We start from the raw sequence: 25,557 nt of genomic DNA, 5'->3' as shown, positions 1-25,557 counted from the left end.
ATCTCTCTCTACCATCACCTGCGCGTATGCATGATTGATTAAGAGGGTTCGGTTAATGAGTAATCAAATGAGTCGCGACGAGCGCTTCCTCGCGATGGCGAAAGAACTCGGCTTTGATATCTACGACGAGAACTCTGCCGGCGGGCATTACGCGCCGCTGATCCGGCACGATGACGAACTGTATGTCAGCGGGCTGGTGCCGCGAATGAACGGCAAAATCCAGTACCCCGGCCGAGTGGGGCTGGAACTCAACCTGGCCGATGCCCAAGAGGCCGCGGGTATCAGCGCGATCCGTGGGCTTGCACTGATCCGTGAGGCCATCGGTTCACTGGATAACGTCAAGGCACTGTTGCGCATCACCGTCTACGTGAAATCCACGTTCGACTTTGTGGACCTCAGCGAGGTGGCCAACGGCGCGTCCGACGTCTTTACGCATGTGTTGGGTGAAGCCGGGAAGCACACACGAACGACCGTCGGTGTTTACCAGTTGCCGAAAAACGCGCCGATAGAAGTGGATATGATTGCGGCCTTGTATCCGACCGAGCGGTAAGTCTTTTGGGCATACCTGCTTTTGTGGCGAGGGAGCTTGCTCCCGCTTGAGTGCGTAGCACTCACAAGAATCGGCATTGTTGCCACATTTTTTTGGGGCCGCTACGCAGCCCAGCGGGAGCAAGCTCCCTCGCCACAGGTTGCTTACTGACTGAAAGCTTTCAGGTCGATCGTGTTACTGCGCGGCGATGCTGTAGCCGTCGAACGCGGTTTGCTGCTGAAGTGCGGTGATGATGTTTTTGCGGTTGACCGCTTGTTCGGCCCCGGTGTTGTCCAGGAACGTTTCGCTTTCAATCTGCGCATCCTCGCCTTCGCCGACGAAGGTGAAACCGAGGAACTCCAGCGCTTTGCGATCTACGTTCAGGCTCGCACGAGGCGTGCGTAGCGGCAGCGTGACGCTCGCGCCATCCTTGCTGATGGTAAACACTTCGAGGTCTTTCTTGGCGCGAGCCACTTTGCTCTTGCCGGTGCTTGGGTTGCTGATGGCCTGATGCGTCTGGTTCAGCACCTTCAAGGCCAGGCCATAGACGATTTCCTGAAACGCCGGGTCTTCCTTGAAACTGGACAGAATACGGCTGATCGGAAACTTGCTGCTCAGGTCTTCCAGCGCGGCAATGTCGGACGCTTCGGCGTCTTTCAGTTGTTTCAGCTCGCCCATCAATTCATAGGCTTTATCGTCGTCGAAGCTGTCGTGAGCCTGGCGAATCGCGGCGCGCAGCTCGCGGATCTGGTCGCTTTCCCGGGTCGATTGAAAAGCGTCCAGGACCATCTCGCTGATGGTCTTGGCCTGTGGCACATGCTGTGAAAGATTGATGGAGTTTTCGTATTCCGCTTTGGACGACAAGGTGACTACGGATTCAGCGGTATTGGAATCGGACATTGAAATTTCACTACTTCTTTTAACTTGGGTTTAGGCGAGAAAGCACGGGGCCTTTTCAGGCCGACTAATCTATTGGACCTGACCTGAGTTGTCACGGATGAACAGGCGGTTGGTCATCATTTTTGGCGGGGAAGCGTCATTCGCTGAAGCTCCAGCGCATTGGACGTCGCCGCGCCACTGGCGGTGTTGTCGAAGATGCACCAGGTGGGAACGCCGTCGGCTTGGGGTTGTAGCTTTTGAGCCAGGAGTTCAAGCCAAGGCGTTTCGTAGCTTGAGTAGTAGATTCGTGGTGATCCGTGCAACCGGTAGTAGCGGATGCCCGGCCAGGCTCCGGGCACATCTCCATCGGGCAATGGCGAAGGATCAACGGCCACTTGGCCGATTCGATGCTCAATCAGTAGCGCTTGCGCCTCAGGTGTTTGCCAGCTGACATGCCTCGGTTCAAATACCGCGAAGCCGCAGTAACGCGAACGAAATGTGGTGAAGAAGGTTTCGGCGGTTTTGATTTCGAAGGACAGGAAGGGCGGGATCTGGATTAGCAGGCAACCAAGCTTCTGACCCAGATGGCAGCATTGCTCGACAAAGTCATCGATCAACTTTTCACAATCCAGCAAGCGAGCTTCGTGAGTGATCTGCTTGGGGACTTTGACTGAAAACCTGAAACCCTGCGGCACACTCTCGGCCCATCGTGCATAGGTCGCCGGGCGGTGAGGCCGATAAAACGAACTGTTGATCTCCACACACGTTAGTCGTGCCGCGTACCGTTGCAGGTGTGTGCCTGCGACGGGAAATACTTCCCACTGTTCGCGGGGCAGGCTCCATCCGGCGCAGCCGATATACAGGGGCGTGGTGGCAGTCATCAGCGTTTTCTCGCCTCAGCATCAGGTTAAAAACTGTGACCGCTGAAACCTGGCTATCTCCCCATCGAATTCAGGTTCATCGAGCGAACAGCCCATTTTTCCGCCGTTTGCTCATCCACCGGCAAGGAGAAACGGAAAGTCGCACCCCGTCCCGGAACGTCGATCAACTGAATCTCGCGACCGTGCAATTGCAGGATCCGATGCACGATTCGCAGCCCCAGTCCGCCATCGCGCCGGGCACCGCCAATGTTGAACGGACGCAGGAACAAACCTTCGCGCAATTCGGGTGCGATGCCGGGACCGGTGTCACTGACGGTGACTTCGATAAAGGGCCCCTGAGGGCGCAGGCTCAGTTCGATTTCGCCTCCCTGAGGTGTGTCGCGCAGGGCATTGTCGAACAGGTTGGTCAATACGCGCTCGATCAGCCCCAAGTCAGCGCAGGCGGCCGAAACGTTGGGCGCGAAGGTGGCCTTGAGTTCGATCTGCCGTGATTCGGCGGTGAGTTCGAATTTCTGGAAGATGTCCTGCACCAGGTCGGTCAGGGAGAAACGCTCCAGCACCGGTTGCACGAAACCGTGTTCCAGTCGAACCAGTTCCAACAGCGATTGCGCCAGGCCACCCACCTTGCGGCTTTGATCCAGGGCGATGCCCAGGTAGCGACGGCGGTCGACGGGGGACAGCGTGGCGTCTTTGAGCGACAGGGTTTCCAGATACCCGTGCAGCGAAGCCAGCGGTGTGCGCAGGTCGTGGGAAATGTTCGCCACCAGTTCGCGACGCTCCTGATCCTGGCGAGTCAGCGAGCGCCACTGTTCGCTGAGGCGGGTTTGCATCTGGCGGAAGGCGGCGTCGAGTACGGCAATCTCATCATGACTGGACGTTTTTTCTACCGGGTCCGTGACGGGCGGGGAGGAGGGGACGCCGTCGATGTCGAACTGGCTGACTCGTTCGGTCAACCGACGCAGCGGTCGGGTGATCAGGGCAAATGCCGCGAGGCCAGCGATCAGGCACAACAACGCCACCAGACCGATGGACAGCAGCGCGGTATCGAGCGCGGCGCTGGTGGCGCCGCGTTCGGCGAAGCGGTCGTGTTCTTCGCTGAGCAACACCACATAGAGGTAACCCTCCTGTTTGCCGTTGACCTGCAACGGCGCGGCGCTGAACACTTTGCGTCCGTCGACGCTGCGCGGATCGTCGCCGAGAATCGGCAGCGCATCGCCTTTTAGCAACCGCTGGATCGGTGCCAGATCGACCCGGTCCCGGCGCATCCGGCCTTCGGGGGCAGCGCTGCCGACGACATGTCCCTCGGTGTTGAGCAGGTAGACCTCGACACTGGGATTGACCAGCATGAGTTTGCTGAACAGTTCGCGCACGGCGTTCGGCATCAGGCCATTGGTGTCCATCAGCACGGTGTCGCGGGCGATGTGTTGGGCGAGATCGCGCGACAGCCCTTGAACCACTTCCAGTTCGTGCATCTTGTTGGAGCGCACTTGCATCCAGGCCGAGGTGCTACAGCACACCAGCAACAGAACGGCGAACACCAGGGACAGGCGCTGTGTCAGGGTTAGCCTCATGGCTGCTCCTCCCTGACCGAGAATTTATAGCCGCGACCCCACACCGTCAGGATGCGCGCGGGTTGTGCCGGATCGGCTTCGATCTTGGCCCGCAGGCGGTTGATATGGGTGTTGACCGTGTGTTCGTAGCCTTCGTGGCTGTAGCCCCAGACCGCGTTCAGCAGGTCCATCCGCGAGAACACCTTGCCAGGCTGACGGACGAAGAAATACAGCAGGTCGAACTCGCGTGGAGTCAGGTCCAGGCGACGACCGTCGAGAGAGACGTCGCGGGTGATCGGGTCGATGGACAGGCCATTTGTGATCAGGCTGCCAGCGTCCATTTTCAGGTTGCGGGCCATGGCGTCGACTCGTCGCAGCAGGGCTTTGACCCGGGCGACCAGCTCAAGCATGGAGAAAGGCTTGGCCAGGTAATCGTCGGCACCGAGTTCCAGCCCCAGGATCCGATGAACTTCACTGGAGCGGGCGCTGGTGATGATGATCGGTGTGTAGCGGGCCATGGCCCGCGCCCGACGGCAGATTTCCAGGCCGTCGACACCGGGCAACATCAGGTCGAGGATCAATGCGTCCCAGCTTCCTTGCTGCAGCAGTCGCATGCCTTCATCACCGTCGGCGCAGTGCACCACCTCGAACTGCTCATCGCGCAGATGCAGGCAGATAAGGTCGGCGATGTGCAGGTCGTCCTCGACCACCAGGACACGTTTGGTCTGTTCCATAAAGCTCAATCCTTTGTAGCGCAATGGGCACATTGTGCGGGTTTTCCTCGGGTCGAGTTATCACGAATTGTTTAACTGTCCGTGAGGATTTGGCGATCAACCCAAGCCTAGGCTGTGCTCCCTATCAGGCATCTGGAATTTTGGAGAAGGCCATGTTTTCACGGCGACAGTTTCTTGTAGCGAGCGGCGGGCTGGGCGCTGCAGCCCTGGTGGTCGGTGTGTTGCCAAAATTTGCCGCCCGTACCGAGCTGATCAGCGACGCCAGTGCGTCGGAGGTGTTCGAGGTCACTCACACCGACAGCGAATGGCGCGCCCTGCTCAGCGCCGAACAGTACGAAATCCTGCGGGAAGAGGGCACCGAGCGGGCCTACAGCAGCCCGCTGAACAACGAGCATCGCGAGGGGATTTTTGCCTGTGCCGGTTGTGCCTTGCCGCTGTTTTCTTCCGACACCAAGTTTGATAGCCGCACCGGTTGGCCCAGTTTCTGGGCGCCGCTGGACAAGGCAGTGGCGACTCGTCAGGACCGATCCTTCGGCGTGCTGCGCGAAGAAGTCCATTGCCGGCGTTGCGGTGGGCATCTGGGCCATGTCTTCGACGATGGGCCCAAGCCCACCGGCCTGCGTTACTGCATGAATGGTCTGGCGATGACCTTCGAGCCCCAGGCGGCGTGACCCATGGGCACTTCCTTTCACTCATTTAATGCAGGTCGATGCTATGTGGCTTCTGGTTCTCGCTTATCTCGGTGGTGTGCTGACGATTGTCAGCCCGTGCATTCTGCCGGTATTGCCCTTTGTCTTCGCTCGCACCGGGCAGCCGTTTATGAAAAGTGGCTTGCCGCTGTTGGCGGGGATGGCGCTGACCTTCGCGCTCGTCGCCTCGTTGGCGGCGGTGGGCGGCGGTTGGGTGGTGCAAGTCAATCAGTACGGTCGCTGGCTCGCGTTGCTGTTCGTGGCACTGTTCGGGCTGACGCTGCTGCTGCCTCGACTGGCCGAGCGCCTGACACGTCCACTGGTGGCGGCCGGCAGCCGACTGTCGGAAGCGGCGGGCGCCGATGCTCGTCCGCGTCCCGGCGCTTCGTTCCTGATCGGCGTCGCCACGGGCCTGCTCTGGGCGCCGTGTGCCGGACCGATTCTCGGCCTGTTGCTGACCGGCGCAGCGCTGCAAGGGGCAAGCATCGCCACCACGTTGCTGTTGCTGGCCTACGCCGCGGGTGCCGCCACTTCCCTCGCCGTGGCGTTGTTGCTGGGCGGTAAAGTCTTTGCGGCGATGAAGCGCTCGATCGGCGCGGGTGAATGGCTGCGCCGAGGTTTGGGCGCGGCGATGCTGGCCGGCGTGGCGGCGATTGCCCTCGGGCTGGACACCGGGATTCTGGCGCGGATTTCGACAGCTTCCACCGGCGGCATCGAGCAGGCCTTGGTGAGTCGGTTAGCCGGTAAGTCACCGAGCAACAGCGGAGCGATGATGGCCGCTGGCGGGGCGATGAAAATGGCGGCGAAAGCGCCGGGCGCATTGCCGATTGAAGGCAACCTCCCGCCACTGGACGGCGCCGTGCAGTGGCTCAATTCACCTCCACTGACCGCACAGGCATTGAAGGGCAAGGTCGTGCTGGTGGATTTCTGGACTTACTCCTGCATCAACTGCCTGCGCACCTTGCCGTATGTCAAAGCCTGGGCCGAGAAATACCGCGATCAGGGCCTGGTGGTGATCGGTGTTCATGCGCCTGAGTTCGCCTTCGAGCGTGATGTGGGCAATGTCACCAAAGCCATGAAAGACCTGGGCATCACCTATCCGGTGGCGATCGATAACGACTACAAGATCTGGCGTGCATTCAACAACGAATACTGGCCAGCCCATTATTTTGCCGACGCGCAGGGGCGTATTCGTTATCACCACTTCGGTGAAGGCGATTATGCCGAGTCGGAACGGGTCATCCAGCAACTGCTGCGTGAAGCGGGCGCCACAAAGGTCGCCGACGGGCTGATCAAAGCCGACGCCACTGGGGTTCAGCTCGCCCCCGACATGAATGAGGTCCAGTCTCCGGAAACCTATGTCGGCTACCAGCGGGCGGAGCACTTCGTACCGGCAACCGGTCTGGTACCGGACAAGGCGTCGGCGTACACCACCCCACCGCAATTGGCACTCAACGATTGGGGGCTGGACGGTCAATGGAACGTCGGTTCTGAACGCGCGACCTCAACTGCGCCCGCCAGCCGCATCGTCTACCGCTTCCACGCTCGCGATTTGCACCTCGTACTGGGCCCCGGCGCAGACGGTAAACCGGTGCGCTTCAAAGTGCTGATCGACGGAAAAGCCCCCGGCGATGCCCACGGTACCGACGTGGCGCCCGATGGCAGCGGCAGTGTCACCGAGCAACGGTTATATCAATTGGTGCGCCAGAACGGCGGTGTGACGGACCGAACCTTCAGCATCGAGTTTCTCGATCCGGGTGTGTCGGCGTATGCCTTTACGTTCGGTTGATAGCCCTATCATTTGTTCAGGAGTCAGACTCATGAAGATCCCAGTTGTATGGCGCCGTACCTTGTTGGGTTTTGCAGCCGCTGGCGTCATCGGCCAATGCTCGGCGTTCTCTTTCGGTGCAGCGGAGGAGGCGGTCATCATCCCGCCGCCTGCCCTGGACGAAACCACTCAGGCCCACAGTGAAACCGCAGTCTTTGCTGGCGGTTGCTTCTGGGGCGTCCAAGGGGTGTTCCAGCACGTCAAAGGCGTGAAACAAGCCGTCTCCGGGTACGCCGGCGGTGAAGCGAACACCGCTCGGTATGAGCGCGTCAGCGACGGCGATACCGGTCATGCGGAATCGGTCGAGGTCACTTTCGATCCGTCGCAGGTCAGTTACGGCACCTTGCTGCAGATCTATTTCTCAGTGGCGCACAACCCCACCGAGTTGAACCGCCAAGGCCCCGACAGCGGCACGCAGTATCGGTCGGCAATCTTCCCGGCGAACACTGAACAGCAGCGCGTCGCCCAGGCCTACATTGCCCAGCTCGACGCCGCCCATTCGTTCAACAAACCCATTGTGACCAAGCTTGAAACCTACAACGGTTTTTACCCGGCGGAGGAGGAGCATCAGGACTTTCTGACCGAGCACCCGACGTATCCATACATCGTGATCAACGACCTGCCGAAAGTCGCGCAGCTGAAGCAGCTGTACCCGGATCGGTATCAGGAGAAACCGGTGCTGGTGAAGTCGGGAATGTGAAGGACGTTTTGGCTATCGACTGCGTGGGCGCTCCATCGCGATGCTCGACGGTTCAAAACCCAGGCGCGAGAAGAATGCCGAAGCGCCTTCGCGGCCAGCGCGCAGAACCCAGGTGATGTCGGTGTTCTCGCCCATGACATGCTCGACCAGCGCCCGACCAACGCCTTCACGTCGATGCTGCCCGGACACGACAACCATCGACAGATAACCGTTGGACAGGCCGTCGGTAATGCCACGGGCAAACCCGACGATGTGGGAGTCCTTCACGGCAAGCGCTGTGCGTTGGGAGTTGGCGATCAACAGTTCAAAATGTTCAGGTGAACCCAGACGATGAGCCCATCCGTTCTGCTCAAGAAAAAGCCGCACGGATTCCACTTCCAAGGGCAGTACATCGCGGACATGCAGGACGGCACTCACCCGGAAATCACATTCTTGCCCGCGACTTTTGACCGATACAGCGCCTGATCGGCCCTGGCCAGAAGACCGGTTTGTTGCTCTTCTTCAAAGCGCTGGACTACGCCAAAACTCATGGTCACCTGAAACTCTCCCACAGGCGGAAGGCTCGACAGGCCATGGCGGATGTTCTCGGCGAAGGATCTGGCGTCGGCCAGCGACGTATTGGGCAGGATCATGATGAACTCGTCGCCGCCCCAGCGCGCCAATAGGTCGCCGTAGCGCACGCAGCGTTTTACGCTCTTGACGACCTGCACCAACGCCGCATCTCCCAGGGCATGGCCGTAGTGATCGTTGATGTTCTTGAAGTCGTCGATGTCCATCGCAATCAGTGACAGTGGCTGCCGAAAGCGCTGGGCACGGTCGCATTCCTGGGGCAGGGTTTTTTCCAGACGATAGCGATTGGCGATCGATGTCAGCGCATCGGTTTCCGCCAGTTTGCGGTTTTCTTCCAATTGAATTTGCAGCTGCTGATTGACCCGCGACAACTCGCGGGTGCGTTCTTCGACGATGGCTTCAAGGGATTGATTGCGCCGTTCCATCTCCTCGAACAGACGTTTCTTGTCTTCGATACTGCGGTGCGCACCGACCATCCTCGCGACCGATCCGTCGGCGTTGCGTGCCAGCACGTAGCCGCGATCTTCGATCCAGATATAACTGCCGTCCTGCTTGCGGCAGCGATACTCAGCCTGGTAGCCCGGCACTCGTTGATTCAGGTAATCATCAAACACCGTCATCACCCGCGGATAGTCATCGGGGTGCATCACGTTTTCCCAGGTAAACACGGTGTTGTCCAGGGAGTGAGGCGCGTAGCCGAGCATTTCGTACCACCCGGGATTGCGGTAGACGAACCCGGTGTTGGCGTTCCAGTCCCATATGCCATCACTGACCAGTTCCAGAATGGTGTGCAACATGTCCTCGTTCAAATCCGACACATTGAATTTCAACGGCTCGATATTTGATGCCTCACCCATCACCGCTCTCCTTGCACTGATATCAAAGTGACCCGTCAGTCGGGGAGATTAGTGCATGGCGTAATGCTCCGGCTAGTGCTTGGCCCACAACTGCATGGCGAAGTCGACGAAGCGACGTAATTTCGGCAAGCGGTAGCGATCCTGGGCGTACACCAAGTGCATCGGCCGGCTCGGCAATTGATAGTTCTGCATCAACGCCACCAGTTTTCCGTTCAGCAAATCCTGCTCGACCAACGCATCGGGCAACATCACGATGCCCATCCCGGTTCGAGCGGCCTGATGAAGCCCCGCCGAACTGTTGATCAGCATCGGGCCTTTGACGGCCACCATGACTTCGCCTTCGGGTCCGCTCAGGCGCCACTGTTTTTCCACTGACTGCCAGTCATCGCCGACCGGGTAGGCAAAGGACAAGCAGTCGTGATGTTGCAGGTCTTCGGGTTTTTCCGGTGTGCCCCGGCGTGCCAGATAAGATTTCGAGGCGCACATGGTCAGCGTGTAGTCGATGAGCGGGCGGGCGATCAGGTTGGACGGTTCGATTGCGCCTAGGCGAAAAGCCACGTCGAGACCGTTCTCTAGAAGGTCGGGTCGCCCGTTGGTGAGCACCACATCCAGTTTGACTTGCGGGTAACGCAGGGCGAATTCGCTAAGCGCCGGCGCAAGCTTTTCAGTGCCGAAGGTCAACGGCGCCGTGATCCGCAAGGTCCCGCTCGGTGTGTCCTGACTTTGTTCGGCCAGCCGCTCGGAATCCTCCACCAACCCCAGCACCTCCAGACAGCGCTGGTAATAAGCGGAACCGAACTCCGTCAGTCGCTGGCGCCGTGTCGTCCGGTTCAACAAGCGCACGCCCAGACGTTGCTCCAGCGCGCGAAGGTGATTGCCGACCATGGTTGTCGACATTTCGCACTGCTGCGCGGCGGCGGTCATGCTGCCGGCTTCTACAACCCTGACGTAAACCGTCATTGCCTGGAATAAATCCATTATCAAGCTCAGCTTTAAGATGATTGAAGTGTTGCAGCGTTTATCCAGCTCAGGTGGCTAACCATACTGCAAAAACACCAACAATTGATGGAGCTTGATGTCATGACCGCCGCCTGCCTGATGACCACTTACCAACCCCTGGCCCTGAGTTTCAGCAAAGGCCTGGGCACTCGACTGTGGGATCAGGCGGGTCGTGAATATCTGGACGCGGTGGCCGGTGTGGCGGTGACCAATGTCGGCCACTCTCATCCCAAAATCGTGTCAGCAATCAGCGAGCAGGCCGGGTTGCTATTGCACACCTCCAATCTCTACAGCATCGACTGGCAGCAGCGGTTGGCGCAGAAACTGACAAAACTGTCCGGCATGGAGCGGGCGTTTTTCAACAACTCCGGTGCCGAAGCCAATGAAACCGCGCTGAAACTCGCACGGCTTTACGGCTGGCACAAAGGCGTCGAGCAGCCGCTGGTGGTGGTCATGGAGAACGCCTTTCATGGCCGGACGCTGGGCACGTTATCCGCCAGCGACGGCCCGGCCGTGCGCTTGGGATTCAATAAGTTGCCCGGCGATTTCGTCAAAGTGCCCTTCGGCGACCTCAACGCGCTGAAAAAGGTGCAGCAAGCCCACGGCCCGCGCATCGTGGCGATTCTGATGGAACCGATTCAGGGCGAAAGCGGCGTGCAGTTAGCGCCTCCCGGTTACCTGAAAGCCGTGCGCGAACGGTGCAACCGGCGCGGCTGGCTGATGATGCTCGACGAAATCCAGACTGGCATCGGTCGTACCGGCCAATGGTTCGCCTTTCAGCACGAAGGCATCGTTCCGGACGTCATGACCCTGGCCAAGGGCCTCGGCAACGGCATCCCCATCGGCGCTTGCCTGGCCCGGGGCAAAGCCGCCGAGCTGTTCACCCCCGGCAGCCATGGCAGCACCTTCGGCGGCAATCCGCTGGCGTGCCGGGTCGGCTGCACGGTGCTGGACATCGTCGAAGAACAAGGCCTGCTGGAAAACGCCAGGCTTCAGGGCGATCGCCTGCTGACCAGACTGCGTGCCGAACTGGCAGACGACCCGAACGTCCTGGCGATTCGTGGCCAAGGCCTGATGATAGGCATCGAACTCAAGCAACCGATCCGCGACCTGACCCTGATCGCCGCACGGGACCACGGCTTGCTGATCAACGTGACACGGGGCAAGACCATTCGCCTGCTGCCACCGCTGACGATTGATGAGCGGGAAGTGGAAATGATTGTCAGAGGGGTTTGTCGAGCGGTGAGCGCGGCCTGACATAAGGATCGTTCCCACGCAGAGCGTAGGAACGATCTTGCTCGGGGTAATGGTTGTTGCGACCTCAACAATCTGACAAACACACCCGCTCCCCCAAACTCTCCACCAACCGAACCAGATACCCATCCGGGTCCTGCACCAGAAACTCACGCTGCCCGACTTCCACCGCATCGGCGCGATACCAGACATCGGCACAGGGACGAAACAACGGCCATTCAACCTCCGCCAATCGTTTGAGTATCGGCTCGACGAGATCAACGGTGATCTGAAAGTTGATGCCCCGGCCAAACGGCTCTTCCAATGCCCCAGTCATCCACTGGCCTTCATCTGGAGCGTATTGCTCCAGCATGATTTGCACGCCGTTTTTATCGAGGTAGGCGAAACCCGCTTCCGGACGCTCGTAGGCGATCTCGAAACCGATTAACGAGGTCCAGAAATGCAGGCTTTTCTTGATGTCGGTGACCATCAGTTCGGGCACCAACTTGCTCCGTGCAAACATACCTATCCTTTTTTAAGCGCTGTGAGATGAGTCGGGAAGAGTGTTCACGAAAGCCGCGATTTCACTCCGATCCATGAGCCTGATTTTTGAACCGTTGAATCCTTCGAACAATTGCCGGTGTGCGGAAAACCCACTGGAGTCTTCGCGAACACGGTAACTGCCGGCCCATTCCAGCAACGCTATCAGCAACTCGTCGTTATCCTGTCGGTTTTCTCGTTGGCGAATGTTGGTGACGCAGCTTTCGTCGTCAACACACAGCCAGACAAGCGCAGTGGCGCGGTGGATAAGTTCGTTGACGATCCAGCCGTACACCCCTTCGATCACCCAGCGCGGTTCATCCGCCGCGACGCGCGCCATGGCGAGTGCTTCGGGGCGAGGGCGGGCGATGCTGCATTCATCCGACACCCAATGAACCTGGTCAAGATCGGTCCGTGGCGCATGCAGTTGCTCAGCCAGTCGTTTAGCCAGCCAACTTTTGCCAGCGCCGGAGTTGCCGATGATCAGGGTTCGGGTGAGGTCCATGGTGGCTCACATTTTCAGTCGTCGTTGTCGGGCGCAATCATCCGCGTCTTTGGCGCACCGTTTGAGTTGTGCTGATAGATTCCCTGCGGTTGTCCTTTCTCATTGAAGAACACTTGGCCGATCCCCGCCGAATTCCACAACCGTTCACCCGCTTCAGCATGTTCGGGGGTGTGCGGGATGATGCGCATGCGGCGGCGTTTGGTCAGCCAGTTGAGCGGCGAGCGCGGTGAGTAAAGCCAGCGGTTTAGGCGGTCGAACCACTCGAGCAGTGCGGGCGGGAATTCGTTCTTGATGCCGCTGCTGGTGATCTGCCAGATCCTCGGACCGGCCTTGCGGTGTCGGATCAGGACTTCGTAGACGAAGGAATAATGCACATCGCCCGACAGCACCACGTAGTTACCCGGTGTGCGCGAGTGTCGGAAAATGTTCAGGATCACCTGCGCCGCGCCGCGATGGGCCATCCAGTTTTCCGCGTCGACCAGCAGGGGATAACCGCACCAGCTGAAGACGCGTTGCACGGTTTCGATCAGTTTGACGCCGAAGATCGGCGCCGGCGAAACGATGATCGCCGACGGGTGATCGAGCAGTTCCTGTTGCAGTTCGCTGAGCGCTTCCCAGTCCAGCAGACCCGAGGGTTGCTTGAGGTTCATCTCGCTGCGCCAGCGTCGGGTGCGAGTGTCGATGACCACCAGCGCCGGGCTGGTCGGCAGCACGTAATGCCAGTGTTGAAAAACCAGCAGCTCATCGATCAGAGCGTCCTGAACGTCGCTGTCGAGATAGTGGTCTTGCCCGGTGGCACTCAATAAGCGGGCTTTTTCCAGCACACCGCCGAACGCATCCGGGTTGTTGCCCCAGCCCTGGCACAGCATGTAGGCGAGCAGCGCGTTGCCGATGATGCGCTTGGAGAACGGATGGCCGTAGGCCGTTTCCTCCCATTGCGCGGACAGATTCCAGTCATCGGTGATGTCATGGTCGTCGAAAATCATCAGGCACGGCAGATGCGCCATCGCACGCGCGACACCGCCCAGCCCTGCCTTGAAGTCATCGATACGGGTTTGCTCAAGGGCATAACGCTTTTGTCTTTCGGGCGTCAGCGCCGGGGGTTGTGGCGCGATCAGCGTCCAGGGTGTCGGCGACCAGACCAGCAGGTACATGGCCATGACTTCGGCGAACGTCACCAGATGGTTGTCGGCACTGCTGCTGGTGAAAATCGGCTTACGCGCCCCGCCGAAAAATCGTTCGCGCAGGGTTTTGTTGCTCTCAAGCGCCGGTAACAAATCCGCACGATGGTAGTAACTGGCGGGGTGCTCGTAGAGCTTGGCGCTGTCGCTGACCACCGCGCCTTCGAGGTGTTCTTCGAACAATCCCAGTTGCTCGATCAGGGCATGGATCGCTCGCAACGTCGGACCGGCAACGTCGTCGGCGTAGACCTGATCTCCGCTCATCATCAGCAGGGCCGGGCGCTCTGTCGCGACATGTTCTGTCGCCAGAAAACGATCGACGCACAGCAAGCCGTCGGCTGCCGGGTGGTGAGGTTTACGGCAGGAACCGTGCATTAACTGATCAATGCGCGAACGCAACACGAAATTCGGGCAACGGGCTTCGCCATACAGCAGATGAGGCGCCCAGTCGGCAATACCGGCCGCCGCGTCATCTATCAGCAGGTCATAGTCGATCAGCGTGTCGCAGGGCAGGGCGGTGGTCAGCGGCACATCGATCAGATGAACGAAGGCATGCTTGCCAATCGGGATGACCGTGCATTGCCCGGCGTCGAGGCGAATGTCGCCGACACCTTGCAGGCGCAAGGTCAGCGACAAGGCCCGGGTTCCCACCAGCCAGAGCACCAGGCGCGTGGGCTCCAGACGCCGCAACAGCGGGCCGGCAAGGACCGGTGGCAGAGAGCGATGGCTGTCGGGGAATGGCGAAGACATGGGCATGCAGGTTCAAGACTCTTGGTGCACAGAGCGCGCGATGATAGCGCAGCCAGCGGCCGGTATTATCTGATGGCCACTGGCTTGCAGCTGAATCTGTAACAAGCGGTGATTGTTTCGGCATCACTCACACCCGAAGGCTTGAGGGTTCATCAAGGCAGCGAAAGGCTGTCCCCTCTCATGACACTCGTTTCCCCATTGGCCACCAGCCAGCGAAACAGCTCGCTCAGCGACACGGTATGACTGCGCTCGATCCAGCGCACCACCGCCGGGCCGTAGTGTTCGGTGTAGCGGCTGAGCACCAGTTGGCGGCAGTCCGGTGACAGGCGCAGGGTGATTTCCCGGCAGTGCAGATTGACCGCGTCCTGCCGGGTCACGCGCTGTTGCAGCGTCAAATGATTGCTTTCAGAAACCATCGGCCGGTGCTCCTTCGCATTGAGGTTTAGTGGTTTGCGCTGAACCTTGTTTGCCATCCGCCACATAAGCAGCACGATGCTCGGCGACCACGTTGCGCAGCGCGCTGTAATAATCCGGCATTTTTTGCAGGCTGTCGGTCAGCGGTAACGCTTCTGCTCGACCATCGACGATGCCGCCGACCGTATTGATGGTGGACAGCGTATCCACGGTGTCGCTGTTGCTGCCGAACGGATCGACCACAAAACTCAGCACTCGCCCGGCCGCATCGCGGCTGTTCGAGGTGCCGAACAATGGCAGCTCGACGATCGGACCGCCGCCGATGCCCCACACGCCAAACGTCTGACCGAAGTCCGCGTCATGACGCGGGATGCCGGCCATGCCGGAGACATCGATCAAGCCCACCACACCCACCGTGGTGTTCAGCGCGAAACGCCCCAGGGTGTTGACCGAGCGCATCGGGTTGCCTTGCAACAGGTCGTTGATAAAGACCTTGGGCTCGCCAAAGTTCGCCACGAAGTTATGCACACCCGTCTGGAAAAAGTCCGGCAAGTAACGATAGCCACGAGCGACCGGCGCCAGGGCATAGTCATCGGCCACCCGATTGAAGGCGAAGACGCCGCGGTTGAAGGGCTCCACCGGGTCATACACCGAATAGCTGATTTCGGCGCAAGTCACGGTGGCGGCCGCAGGCGGTTGGCTGTTGCAACCTGCCAGCCCTGCGGCCAGCACGGCAATCGAAGTGTTGCGGGCCAGCCAGGGAGCACATTTGAAAGGCAACATGGACGCAAGTCTCGGGAGGAATTCGCCGAGATGCTGAGCCCCAAGCCTTGCGCAAAGATGTCCGGTTTATTGCGGCGCTGATGTTTTATTGCAGGATTGAAATATATGACGCGCTGCCGTGAATGGTTTTAGATGGCGGTTCCATTCGGCCCTTAAGTGACCTTCGGTGAACAGCCTTTTAATTGTGGACGACGACGTTGAAGTCCTCGATCTGCTGAAAAAATTCTTCGTACAACACGGTTACAGCGTCGAGGTCGCCACCGACGGCGCGTCGCTGTGGGCGGCCATCGAGCGACAGCCGCCGGACCTGATCATTCTTGACGTGATGTTGCCAGGTGACAGTGGATTGATCCTGTGCCAGCAACTGCGGATTCGCTACGCCATGCCGGTGATCATGCTGACCGCCATGGGCGAACTCAGCGACCGGGTCGTCGGCCTCGAACTCGGCGCCGATGATTACCTGACCAAACCCTTCGACGCCCGCGAACTGCTGGCCCGGGTGCGCGCCGTGCTGCGGCGCGTGGACGAGCGCCGTCCGGTCGTGCAGGAGCGCCCGCGGCCACTGATCGACTTCGCCGACTGGCACCTCGACGTCACCCGCCGTGAACTGCGTTCGCCGGACAACGTGATGATCCCGCTCTCGGCCGGTGAGTTCGACTTGCTGCTGGTCTTCGTCGAACACCCCCAGCGCATCCTCACCCGCGAGCAGTTGCTGGACCTGGCGCGCGGGCATTGCCATGACGCGTTTGATCGCAGCATCGATGTGCAAATCAGCCGCCTGCGCCGCAAACTCGAGTCCGACACCAAGCGCCCGGCAATGATTCGCACCGTGCGCAATGGCGGCTACCTGTTCACCCCCAGCGTGACGCGGCGATGAGCTTGCTGAAGCGGATTCGCCGGGACACGGTGGCGCGCTGGATCGCCTTGACCATCATTCTGGCGATGCTCATTTCTCTGGCGCTCAATGGACTGTTTATACAATTGGCCGGCGTGTGGGCACGTCCGCCGCTGACCGAAACCGGGCTGCTCGATAAAATGGCCGCCATCACCCGCATCATCCAGGCCGCCCCGGCGCCGCTGCGCAGTCAAATGGCGCAAGCCGTCAGCGATGATGGCTTCACCGTTAGCTGGCACCTTGATCGGTGTGAACTCGATCTGCCACCGGTGGAGGATCTGGACTCCGAAATCGGCTCGACCGTCCTACAGCCGCTGCTTAAATTCGCCGGTCGAATCCAGGTCTATGAGCCGTCTGACTGGACGGAAAACTCGGCGGACGCGCATTACGCGCTGCTGATCGAACTGCCGGACCACTCCTGGCTGATGTTCGCCGCACACTCGCGCAATTGGGGCCTCGACGACACGCCACGCTACCTGATCGTCATCCTGCTGGTGCTGATCTCCACCACCCTCGTCACACTGATTGCCACTCGCCGCCTCGCCACACCTTTGCAACACTTCACCGAAGGCGCTCGGCGATTCGGCGTGGACTTCCGCGCGCCACCCATCGAACCCCTCGGACCCCAGGAAATCCGCCAGGCGATCCTCGCCTTCAATGCCATGCAGGCGCAGTTGCAACACTTCATCCGCGACCGCACGCAAATGCTCGCCGCGATCTCCCACGACCTGCGCGCGCCCCTGACGCGGATGCGCTTGCGCGGGGAATTCATCGAAGACAGCGAGCAACAGCAACGGCTGTTTCGCGACGTGGATGAAATGCAGGCGATGATCAATTCGGCGCTGGAATTCTTCCGGGATGATGCGCGGCTAGAACCGGCGACCCAGTTTGATCTGGCTGAATTGCTGCAAACCTTGCTGGATGATTATCGCGATCAAGGTGTTGAGATGGCCTTCAGCGGGCCGTTGCGGCTGGTGTATTTCGGCAGGCCGTTGGGACTTAAGCGAGTGATGACCAATCTGCTGGATAACGCGATCAAGTACGGGAGTGAGCCGGCGATTGAGCTGATCCCTGATGCCGGGGAAGTGCGGATCAAAGTACTGGACCGTGGGCCGGGGATTCCGGAGGCCAGCCTTGAACAAGTGTTCGCGCCGTTCTTTCGCATGGAAGGATCGCGAAACAAAAGCACCGGCGGCGTGGGCTTGGGATTATCGGCGGCGCGGGCGATAGTGTTGGAGCACGGCGGGGAACTGAAACTGCGTAATCGGTCGAAGGGCGGGCTGGAAGCGTTGGTGGTGTTGCCGGTGCATCCGGTTTAGAGGTTCATTTGAAAACAGGGAATGACAGATGATTGATTTCAACAACAAAGGCTTCTTCAAACTCAAGCAGAACGACGAATACGCCGAACGCGTCACCGCGCTGCTACTGGATGGGGAGCAGGTCATCGACTCCTACAAATCCATGCGCGATGGCGTGGTGTTTACCAACAAGCGGATCATCGCCGTCAACGTCCAGGGCCTTACCGGCAGCAAGAAAGACTTCACCTCGTTGCCGTACAAAAACATCGTGGCGTATTCGGTGGAAACGTCCGGCACGTTTGACCTGGACTCCGAATTGGAGATTTATTTTTCGTCGTTGGGGAAGGTGAAGTTCGAGTTCACCGGGAAGACATCGATGGTGGAAATTTCGAAGCTGATTTCCAAGCATTTGCTCTGAACACACAACCCCTGTGGGAGCGAGCCTGCTCGCGATAGCGTCAGTTCAGTCAACATTGATGCTGAATGTACTGGCCTCATCGCGAGCAGGCTCGCTCCCACAGGTTTTTAGCTAGTCTCAAGATCGTGGGAGCCTAAGCCTCCCACCCCGCGCCACTGACCGCCGCCTGCGCCAACGGGTGCAAATCCTCCCCGTGATGTTCTGTCTGCCAGGCCAGCAATTCCTTGCGCATGCCCGGCGTCCAGTACATCTGCAGATGATTACGCACGCCGAGCACGGCCGCTTGCTCGTCCGGTTCGGTGGCGAAATACAGGGCGATCTGGTTGACCATCTTGATCAGGTTCTCCGTACTCATCGGCGCACCTCCGCTTTAGCGCCACGGGCATGCCGGCGTTCCTTGAGCAGACGGTCCTGTTCGTCGCTGAAGGCCTGATAGCGTTTTTGCCATTCGGAAGGGTGGTAGACGCGGCTGACTTCGACGGCGGTGACCTTGTACTCCGGACAGTTGGTGGCCCAGTCCGAGTTGTCGGTGGTGATGACGTTGGCCCCCGATTCCGGGAAGTGGAACGTGGTGTACACCACGCCCGGGGCGACCCGTTCGGTAACCCGCGCACGCAGTACGGTCTGGCCGGCGCGGCTGCCGATGCCGACCCAGTCACCTTCATTGATGCCGCGGCTCTCGGCGTCGGTCGGGTGGATTTCCAGACGGTCTTCGTCGTGCCAGGCGACGTTTTCGGTACGCCGCGTCTGAGCGCCCACGTTGTACTGACTGAGGATGCGCCCGGTGGTCAGCAGCAGCGGATAGCGATTGTTGACCTTCTCCTCGGTCGGCACGTAACCGGTGAGCATGAAGCGCCCCTTGCCGCGCACGAATTGCTCGATGTGCATGGTCGGCGTGCCGTCCGGTGCCGCGGCGTTGCATGGCCATTGCAGGCTGCCGTGGCTATCCAGTGCGGCGTAGCTGACGTTGGTGAAGGTCGGCGTCAGGCTGGCGATTTCATCCATGATTTGCGACGGATGCGTGTAGTTCATCGGGTAGCCCAAGGCGTTGGCCAGCGCCACCGTGCCTTCCCAGTCTGCCTTGCCGCCCAGCGGCTCCATGACCTTGCGCACCCGCGAGATACGCCGCTCGGCGTTGGTGAAAGTGCCGTCCTTTTCCAGGAACGAACTGCCCGGCAGGAACACGTGGGCGAACCGGGCGGTTTCGTTGAGGAAAATGTCCTGCACCACCACGCATTCCATGGCCGACAGGGCCGCGGTGACGTGCTGGGTATTCGGGTCGCTCTGGGCGATGTCTTCGCCCTGGCAATACAAACCCTTGAAGCTGCCAGCCAACGCAGACTCGAACATGTTAGGAATGCGCAGGCCCGGATCGGGTTGCAAGGTCACGTTCCACGCTTGTTCGAATTGCGCCCGTACCACCTCGTTGGAGATGTGCCGGTAACCGGGCAGCTCGTGTGGGAAGGAGCCCATGTCGCAGGAGCCCTGGACGTTGTTCTGTCCGCGCAACGGGTTCACACCGACGCCTTCGCGGCCGATGTTGCCGGTGGCCATGGCGAGGTTGGCGATGCCCATGACCGCGGTGCTGCCCTGGCTGTGTTCGGTGATGCCCAGGCCGTAATAGATCGCCGCATTGCCGGCGCCCGCGTACAGACGAGCGGCGGCGCGGATATCGGCAGCGTCTACGCCGCAAATATCACCAAGCACTTCCGGCGCATTTTCCGCACGGCTGACGAACTCACTCCAGCGAGCGAAATCGCTGCCCTCGCAACGTTCATCAATGAAGGCCTGGTCGAGCAGACCTTCGGTCACGATGACATGGGCCAACGCGTTGAGCATGGCGACGTTGGTGCCCGGACGCAGGGCCAGGTGCAGCTCAGCGCGGGCATGCACCGAGTCCACCAGATCAATGCGCCGAGGGTCGATGACGATCAGCCGTGCGCCTTCACGCAAGCGGCGTTTGAGCTGAGAGGCGAACACCGGGTGGGCGTCGCTGGGGTTGGCGCCCATCACCAGGATCACGTCGGCCTGCATCACCGAATCGAAACTCTGCGTACCGGCGGACTCGCCAAGGGTTTGTTTCAGGCCATAGCCGGTCGGCGAGTGGCAGACCCGCGCACAGGTGTCGACGTTGTTGTTGCCGAACGCGGCGCGCACCAGTTTTTGCACCAGATAGGTTTCTTCGTTGGTGCAACGGCTGGAGGTGATGCCGCCAATCGAGTCGCGACCGTACTTTTGCTGCAACCGGCGGAATTCGCTGGCGGCGTAGGTCACCGCTTCATCCCAGCTGACTTCCTGCCACGGGTCGTTGATGTGCTGGCGGATCATCGGCTTGGTGATGCGATCCGGGTGAGTGGCGTAGCCCCAGGCAAAGCGCCCCTTGACGCAAGAGTGGCCGTGGTTGGCCTGACCGTTCTTGTCCGGAACCATGCGCACCAGCTGGTCGCCTTTCATCTCGGCGCGGAACGAGCAACCCACGCCGCAATAAGCGCAAGTGGTGATCACGCTGCGCTCGGGCTGACCCAGTTCGACCACGCTTTTTTCCATCAGCGTCGCGGTCGGGCAGGCCTGCACACAGGCACCGCAGGACACGCATTCCGACTCGAGGAAGTTATCGCCACCGGCCGCCGCCACCCGCGATTCAAAACCGCGCCCGGTAATCGTCAGGGCAAACGTGCCCTGGGTTTCTTCGCAGGCGCGCACGCAGCGGTTGCAGACGATGCACTTGCTCGGGTCGTAGTCGAAATACGGGTTGGAGGTGTCCTTCACGTCGGCCAGATGGTTGTCGCCTTCATAGCCGTAACGCACTTCACGCAGGCCGACCTGACCGGCCACGGTTTGCAGTTCGCAGTTGCCGTTGGCCGAGCAGGTCAGGCAATCCAGCGGGTGATCGGAGATGTACAACTCCATGACGTTGCGGCGCAGGGTCGCGAGTTTCGGCGTCTGGGTGTGCACGGTCATGCCTTCGGTGACCGGCGTGGTGCAGGACGCCGGGTAACCGCGCATGCCGTCGATCTCCACCAGGCACATGCGGCAGGAGCCGAAGGCTTCCAGGCTGTCGGTGGCACACAGTTTCGGAATGGTGGTGCCCAACAGCGCGGCGGCGCGCATCACCGAAGTGCCTTCGGGCACGCTGATGCTGCGGCCGTCGATGTTCAGGGTGACCTGCACGTCGCTGTCGCGGGCCGGCGTTCCAAGATCGATATCGGTTTTCGGGTCGAAGAGGGTGATCATTGCTCGGCCTCCGAGGCTTGCAGACCGAAGTCAGCGGGGAAGTACTTGAGGGCGCTGACCACCGGAAAGGGGGCCATGCCGCCCAAGGCACACAGCGAACCGTATTGCATCGTGTCGCACAGGTCCTTGAGGATGATGACCTGCTCATTGCGACCGCTCTGGTCCGGCGCGGCCAACAGGCGGTCAATCACCTCAACGCCCCGGGTCGAGCCGATACGGCAGGGCGTGCATTTGCCGCAGGATTCCTCGGCGCAAAACTGCAAGGCGAAAAGCGCCATTTGCGCCATGTCCAGGCTGTCATCCGCCACCACCACACCACCGTGACCGAGCATCGCGCCCATGGCGGCGAAGGCTTCGTAATCCAGCGGCGTGTCGAATTGCGACGGCGGCACCCACGTGCCGAGCGGGCCGCCCACCTGCGCGGCCTTCAGCGGCCGGCCACTGGCGGTGCCGCCGCCGTAGTCTTCCACCAGTTCGCGCAAGGTCAGGCCAAACGCCCGTTCCACAAGGCCGCCGTGACGGATATTGCCTGCCAACTGGAAGGGCATGGTGCCCAGGGAGCGGCCCATGCCGTAATCGCGATAAAACTGCGCGCCCTTGGCGAGAATCAGCGGCACCGAGGCCAGGGTCAGCACGTTGTGCACCAGCGTCGGCAGGCCGAACAGCCCCTTCAGCGCCGGGATCGGCGGTTTGGCGCGCACGATCCCGCGCTTGCCTTCGAGCGAGTCCAACAGCGCGGTTTCCTCACCGCAGATATAAGCCCCGGCACCGACCCGCACTTCCATATCGAAAGCCTGGCCGCTGCCGCCGACATTGGCGCCGAGGTAACCGGCGGCCCGAGCCAGGTTCAGCGCCTGGCGCAGTGTGGCCACGGCGTCTGGATATTCCGAGCGCACGTAGATGTAGCCGTAAGTGGCACCGACAGTGATGCCGGCAATCGCCATGCCTTCGATCAGCAGGAACGGGTCGCCTTCCATCAACATGCGGTCGGCGAAAGTGCCGGAGTCGCCTTCGTCGGCGTTGCACACAATGTATTTCTGCGCCGCTTGGGTGGCGCGCACCGTGCGCCATTTGATCCCGGCGGGGAAAGCCGCGCCGCCACGGCCACGCAGGCCTGAATCGAACACCTCCGTCGCGGTTTGCTCACCGCCAACGGTCACGGCCCTCGTTAAACCCTCGAAACCGCCATGGGCCCGATAATCATCCAGCGACAGCGGCCGGGTAACACCGGCGCGGGCAAACAGCAGGCGTTGTTGAGTCTTCAGATACGGCAATTCTTCCACCAGCCCCAAGGCCAGTGGATGTGCGGACGGCTCGCCTTGCAGCGCTTCGAGCACGGACGGCACATCGGCGGCGGTCAGCGGGCCGAAGCCGATCCGGCCTTGCGGGCTGTCCACTTCCAACAGCGGTTCCAGCCAATACAGGCCGCGCGAACTGGTGCGCTGCAACTCCAGTGGCAGATTGCGTTCCCGGGCCTGAGTGATAAGGGCCACCGCCACCTCATCGGCACCCACGGCAAGGGCTAGCGAATCACTGGGCAAATAGAGCGACGGCATCATGCGTCCTCCCGACAAGCGTCGAGCAAAGCATCCAGACGCTCAGCGCTCAGCCGCGCATGCACCCGGCCATCCAGCTCCAGAGCGGGCGAGCAAGCACAGGCACCGAGGCAATACACCGGCCGCAAACTGATGCTGCCATCGGCGCTACTGCCGTGATCGTCCAGTTGCAGACGTTCGCGCAACTGCGCCGCAAGCTGCTCGGCACCGCGACTCTTGCACGACTCTGCGCGGCACAACCGCAGAATGTGTCGGGCCGGAGGCGCAGTACGGAAGTCATGGTAAAAGCTGATCACCCCACGAATCTCGGCCTGACTCTGGTTGAGCGCGTGGGCAATCTCGGGGACGGCCGCATCGGGGATGTAACCGATGCGTTCCTGAATATCATGAAGAATGGGCAACAGTGCGCCCGCAGAGCCCTTGTGGCGCTCCAGCAGGCTGTTGACCAAAGGCACGTGCAACGTCTCATCAGGCATTCAGCAATCCTCACGGTCACGGACAAACCAGAAGGTTGTCGGTCGTCCGAAAGTGTCGGCTGCGGCACTCACACCACGTCACGGAATCGTGGCAATTTCAGGCCGTTGGCCAGGGCACCCTTGGCGGGCATCTTGTTGTGCCCGGCACGGTCTTTGCCGCACCTCTATAAGGGCATAAAAGTCAGCTTGCCACGCTGCCTTTGATTCATCTGCACAAAAGCGACGTGTTCGGTTCTTTCTACGACCTTCTATTGAGTCTAGAAGAGTGCGGCCGGAGGCGTCGTCCCTGAATGGTCGGGGACTATGTGCAACGCTATCGCGAATCGTGCTTGAACCACCCCCGACCCGCTGCTGATGCACCAGTTTCCAGCGCTTGTGCCAAGCTGATGGAGTGTTAATACGCCTGCCGCTCAGGCAAATCTCAGGAAGCCCATGACATGAAGCCCACTCATGCATCGCACGTCCGTCGAGAATTCTTCAAAGCAATCGGGTTCTACTTGCGTGTTGTCTGGCCGATCTTTTCCGTACTGTTTTTTCTTATCGTGCTGTTCGGCCTCATCATCAGCTACCTGGAGGGGTGGGATCCTTTTGACGGCATCTATTTCGGCTTCGTGACCGGTTTGACCATTGGCTATGGAGAACTCGTGCCGAAACTTGGCGTCTCGCGGATTCTGGCGATTTTGTTGGGGTTCAACGGGGTGCTGATGACCGCGATATTTGCGGCGATCAGTGTTCGGGCGATTGAGATTGCAGTGCGGGCGGCGGGGCAGGACGAGCCGGGTAAGCCGATGGCGTGAAGTCATGCTTGGTTGCTACTGGAAGGGGAGCAGCCATCGACTCCTGCAAATCCATGCGCGACGACGTGGTGTTTACCAACAAACGCATCATCGCGGTCAACGTGCAGGACATCACCCGCAGGTCGAAAGCCCCGAAAGAACTCGGGGCTAACAATGCCAGTCAATTCACCGCAAACCCTGTAGGAGCAAAGCTTGCTCGCGAAAGCGCCAGACCATCCAACATTAATCCTGAATGCCCTACCATCATCCCAAGCAGTCCGCTCCCCCTGACTTCACACCTCACCGACCGACATCAGAACCATCCCGCCATTTCCCAGCCACTACCCTTCAGACTTCGCCCCCGCCCGCTTAGACGCCAGCTCATTGTCCCGATCCCGATTCAGCACCTTCACCGCATCATCCACCACCGCCTTACTCATCGCCGTCAGATAATGCGCGGCCCAGGCGTGGCGGTCGGTGTCTGTGGCGTAAGCAGCATCTTCGGTCAGCTTCTTGGCGAGAAACAGAAAGTCAGAAGCCATGGATAAGGCATCGCCGAGGGGAACGCCGCGAGTGACGTGGAAGAGTGGTTGATCCGCGCAGTAGATCGCGGGTGTAAGGCCGATGGTTTTGAGTTCGGGTTGTTCGGTCATTTGCCACCTCCGATGAAGGAGCGGCGGTGGGAGAGGGTGGACATTGAGGCGTTACGCAACCGGGAGTCGCGTTGAGGGAAAAGCCAAATTTTGTACGGATTGATGCTGCGCATTATCAGACTCCTTGATATGTGAAGCTGCCGCATTCGTTTCCACACGAATGGGTGACAGCTGTGCGCAGGGTGGAAAACCGGGAATCAAGGAAACCGGCACGCCCGAAGACGTCCCACGCACAGCCGCCATAACTCACGCCGCAGGCATAAAAAAAGCGCCGGCAGACGTGATGGGGGCGCTGTTGCGCCTTGAATTACACGGGTTTCCACACCCGGTCGCTGAATTGGCAGCGACGGTGGCAGAGTATCTTGCAGACCCCCTTTCCTGCAACCTTCGAGTCCTATCTGAAGCTCGGTCAATGAAAGTCGCCGGCGTTAGGCGATTCAGAAAGTTCCAATCGTTATTTTGAAGTCACCCGAAATTTCCCTCTGCTGCCTTCCAGCATCGCGTTGTGCCCAAAGACTTCCGACAACACGAGCCATTTGCATGGTGATTAAATTCGCACCTTGGGCTTGTAGGGTGTTTGTAGCCAAAAAAAATCAAGTGAATAGGAAGACTCGGTTTATCTTTTTTTG

Annotated in this window: 26 protein-coding genes and 1 pseudogene; 10 read left to right on the top strand and 17 right to left on the bottom strand. The window is 60.1% G+C overall.

What is annotated here, in order from left to right; genetic code table 11:
• Positions 1-67 precede the first annotated feature (67 nt).
• Positions 68-550 (top strand): RidA family protein, encoded by a 483-nt coding sequence (locus ACA053_RS23875; RefSeq protein ID WP_497393861.1) that lies wholly within the window; start codon positions 68-70, stop codon positions 548-550.
• Positions 551-724: 174 nt separating this feature from the next.
• Here ACA053_RS23875 and ACA053_RS23870 read toward each other — a convergent pair whose 3' ends face one another.
• The 4 genes from ACA053_RS23870 to ACA053_RS23855 form a co-directional block, all read right to left on the bottom strand.
• Positions 725-1,429 (bottom strand): hypothetical protein, encoded by a 705-nt coding sequence (locus tag ACA053_RS23870; RefSeq protein WP_109634666.1) that lies wholly within the window; start codon positions 1,427-1,429, stop codon positions 725-727.
• A gap of 116 nt (positions 1,430-1,545) precedes the next feature.
• Positions 1,546-2,289 (bottom strand): DUF72 domain-containing protein, encoded by a 744-nt coding sequence (locus ACA053_RS23865; RefSeq protein ID WP_497393860.1) that lies wholly within the window; start codon positions 2,287-2,289, stop codon positions 1,546-1,548.
• Between the two features lie 53 nt (positions 2,290-2,342).
• A complete protein-coding gene (locus ACA053_RS23860) occupies positions 2,343-3,860 on the bottom strand; it encodes a sensor histidine kinase (protein ID WP_497313576.1) in 1,518 nt (505 codons plus the stop codon).
• Positions 3,857-4,573 (bottom strand): response regulator transcription factor, encoded by a 717-nt coding sequence (locus ACA053_RS23855; protein ID WP_497313574.1) that lies wholly within the window; start codon positions 4,571-4,573, stop codon positions 3,857-3,859. Before ACA053_RS23855 ends, ACA053_RS23860 begins: the two co-directional genes overlap by 4 nt.
• Positions 4,574-4,725: 152 nt before the next feature.
• On the opposite strand from ACA053_RS23855, the gene msrB reads away from it, so the two are divergent.
• Genes msrB through msrA form a run of 3 tightly spaced genes read left to right on the top strand, consistent with a single transcriptional unit; the run spans position 4,726 to position 7,790 of the window.
• Entirely contained in the window at positions 4,726-5,244 is a 519-nt protein-coding gene (gene msrB / locus ACA053_RS23850) for a peptide-methionine (R)-S-oxide reductase MsrB (RefSeq protein ID WP_497393859.1), read from the top strand.
• Between the two features lie 43 nt (positions 5,245-5,287).
• Positions 5,288-7,051, top strand: a complete 1,764-nt coding sequence (locus ACA053_RS23845; protein WP_497393858.1) for a cytochrome c biogenesis protein DipZ — start codon at positions 5,288-5,290, stop codon at positions 7,049-7,051.
• 31 nt (positions 7,052-7,082) lie between these two features.
• Positions 7,083-7,790, top strand: a complete 708-nt coding sequence (msrA, locus tag ACA053_RS23840) for a peptide-methionine (S)-S-oxide reductase MsrA (RefSeq protein ID WP_497393856.1) — start codon at positions 7,083-7,085, stop codon at positions 7,788-7,790.
• 12 nt (positions 7,791-7,802) lie between these two features.
• Here the strand turns inward: msrA and ACA053_RS23835 are convergent, their stop codons facing one another.
• From ACA053_RS23835 to ACA053_RS23825, 3 genes are all read right to left on the bottom strand, one after another.
• Entirely contained in the window at positions 7,803-8,207 is a 405-nt protein-coding gene (locus ACA053_RS23835) for a GNAT family N-acetyltransferase (protein WP_497313566.1), read from the bottom strand.
• Positions 8,204-9,217: a sensor domain-containing diguanylate cyclase gene (locus ACA053_RS23830; RefSeq protein WP_497313564.1), complete on the bottom strand. Its 1,014-nt coding sequence runs from the start codon at positions 9,215-9,217 to the stop codon at positions 8,204-8,206. The genes ACA053_RS23835 and ACA053_RS23830 overlap by 4 nt, the downstream gene beginning before the upstream one ends.
• A 72-nt stretch (positions 9,218-9,289) precedes the next feature.
• A complete protein-coding gene (locus ACA053_RS23825; protein ID WP_109634652.1) occupies positions 9,290-10,195 on the bottom strand; it encodes a LysR family transcriptional regulator in 906 nt (301 codons plus the stop codon).
• A 102-nt stretch (positions 10,196-10,297) separates the two neighbouring features.
• On the opposite strand from ACA053_RS23825, the gene ACA053_RS23820 reads away from it, so the two are divergent.
• Complete coding sequence (locus ACA053_RS23820) at positions 10,298-11,473, top strand: aspartate aminotransferase family protein (protein WP_497393855.1); 1,176 nt, start codon at positions 10,298-10,300, stop codon at positions 11,471-11,473.
• A gap of 64 nt (positions 11,474-11,537) precedes the next feature.
• Here ACA053_RS23820 and ACA053_RS23815 read toward each other — a convergent pair whose 3' ends face one another.
• The 5 genes from ACA053_RS23815 to ACA053_RS23795 form a co-directional block, all read right to left on the bottom strand.
• Entirely contained in the window at positions 11,538-11,972 is a 435-nt protein-coding gene (locus tag ACA053_RS23815) for a bleomycin resistance protein (RefSeq protein ID WP_497393854.1), read from the bottom strand.
• A 12-nt stretch (positions 11,973-11,984) separates the two neighbouring features.
• Positions 11,985-12,494, bottom strand: coding sequence for a P-loop NTPase family protein (locus tag ACA053_RS23810; RefSeq protein WP_497393852.1), 510 nt, complete (start codon positions 12,492-12,494; stop codon positions 11,985-11,987).
• Between the two features lie 14 nt (positions 12,495-12,508).
• Positions 12,509-14,431: an alkaline phosphatase D family protein gene (locus tag ACA053_RS23805; protein ID WP_497313556.1), complete on the bottom strand. Its 1,923-nt coding sequence runs from the start codon at positions 14,429-14,431 to the stop codon at positions 12,509-12,511.
• A gap of 146 nt (positions 14,432-14,577) precedes the next feature.
• Entirely contained in the window at positions 14,578-14,841 is a 264-nt protein-coding gene (locus ACA053_RS23800; RefSeq protein WP_497313554.1) for a hypothetical protein, read from the bottom strand.
• Entirely contained in the window at positions 14,831-15,622 is a 792-nt protein-coding gene (locus ACA053_RS23795; RefSeq protein ID WP_497393851.1) for an MlaA family lipoprotein, read from the bottom strand. Before ACA053_RS23795 ends, ACA053_RS23800 begins: the two co-directional genes overlap by 11 nt.
• Positions 15,623-15,788: 166 nt before the next feature.
• Here ACA053_RS23795 and ACA053_RS23790 point away from each other — a divergent pair, with 166 nt between their 5' ends.
• The 3 genes from ACA053_RS23790 to ACA053_RS23780 are packed head-to-tail and all read left to right on the top strand — an operon-like array spanning position 15,789 to position 18,233.
• Positions 15,789-16,499 carry a response regulator gene (locus ACA053_RS23790; RefSeq protein WP_109634641.1) on the top strand — a complete coding sequence of 237 codons (711 nt, stop codon included), beginning with the start codon at positions 15,789-15,791 and terminating at the stop codon, positions 16,497-16,499.
• On the top strand, positions 16,496-17,836 hold the full coding sequence (locus tag ACA053_RS23785; RefSeq protein ID WP_497393850.1) for a sensor histidine kinase: 1,341 nt from the start codon (positions 16,496-16,498) through the stop codon (positions 17,834-17,836). Before ACA053_RS23790 ends, ACA053_RS23785 begins: the two co-directional genes overlap by 4 nt.
• A gap of 28 nt (positions 17,837-17,864) precedes the next feature.
• Complete coding sequence (locus ACA053_RS23780) at positions 17,865-18,233, top strand: PH domain-containing protein (protein ID WP_083375797.1); 369 nt, start codon at positions 17,865-17,867, stop codon at positions 18,231-18,233.
• Between the two features lie 133 nt (positions 18,234-18,366).
• On the opposite strand, the gene ACA053_RS23775 is transcribed toward ACA053_RS23780, so the two are convergent.
• Genes ACA053_RS23775 through ACA053_RS23760 form a run of 4 tightly spaced genes read right to left on the bottom strand, consistent with a single transcriptional unit; the run spans position 18,367 to position 23,499 of the window.
• Complete coding sequence (locus tag ACA053_RS23775) at positions 18,367-18,588, bottom strand: formate dehydrogenase subunit delta (protein ID WP_497393848.1); 222 nt, start codon at positions 18,586-18,588, stop codon at positions 18,367-18,369.
• Positions 18,585-21,467, bottom strand: a complete 2,883-nt coding sequence (gene fdhF / locus ACA053_RS23770; RefSeq protein WP_497393847.1) for a formate dehydrogenase subunit alpha — start codon at positions 21,465-21,467, stop codon at positions 18,585-18,587. Before fdhF ends, ACA053_RS23775 begins: the two co-directional genes overlap by 4 nt.
• Entirely contained in the window at positions 21,464-23,026 is a 1,563-nt protein-coding gene (locus tag ACA053_RS23765; protein ID WP_497393846.1) for a formate dehydrogenase beta subunit, read from the bottom strand. Before ACA053_RS23765 ends, fdhF begins: the two co-directional genes overlap by 4 nt.
• Positions 23,023-23,499 (bottom strand): formate dehydrogenase subunit gamma, encoded by a 477-nt coding sequence (locus tag ACA053_RS23760; protein WP_109634635.1) that lies wholly within the window; start codon positions 23,497-23,499, stop codon positions 23,023-23,025. The genes ACA053_RS23765 and ACA053_RS23760 overlap by 4 nt, the downstream gene beginning before the upstream one ends.
• A gap of 437 nt (positions 23,500-23,936) precedes the next feature.
• On the opposite strand from ACA053_RS23760, the gene ACA053_RS23755 reads away from it, so the two are divergent.
• Positions 23,937-24,296, top strand: coding sequence for a potassium channel family protein (locus ACA053_RS23755; RefSeq protein ID WP_497313540.1), 360 nt, complete (start codon positions 23,937-23,939; stop codon positions 24,294-24,296).
• Between the two features lie 12 nt (positions 24,297-24,308).
• Positions 24,309-24,419, top strand: a pseudogene (locus ACA053_RS23750) (PH domain-containing protein); the annotation flags it as partial.
• Positions 24,420-24,616: 197 nt separating this feature from the next.
• Here ACA053_RS23750 and ACA053_RS23745 read toward each other — a convergent pair.
• Positions 24,617-24,928 carry a DUF3077 domain-containing protein gene (locus ACA053_RS23745; protein WP_497393845.1) on the bottom strand — a complete coding sequence of 104 codons (312 nt, stop codon included), beginning with the start codon at positions 24,926-24,928 and terminating at the stop codon, positions 24,617-24,619.
• Positions 24,929-25,557 lie beyond the last annotated feature (629 nt).

This window comes from Pseudomonas sp. LBUM1672, from assembly GCF_059695655.1.
This window is presented reverse-complemented; position numbering and strand designations above follow the sequence as displayed.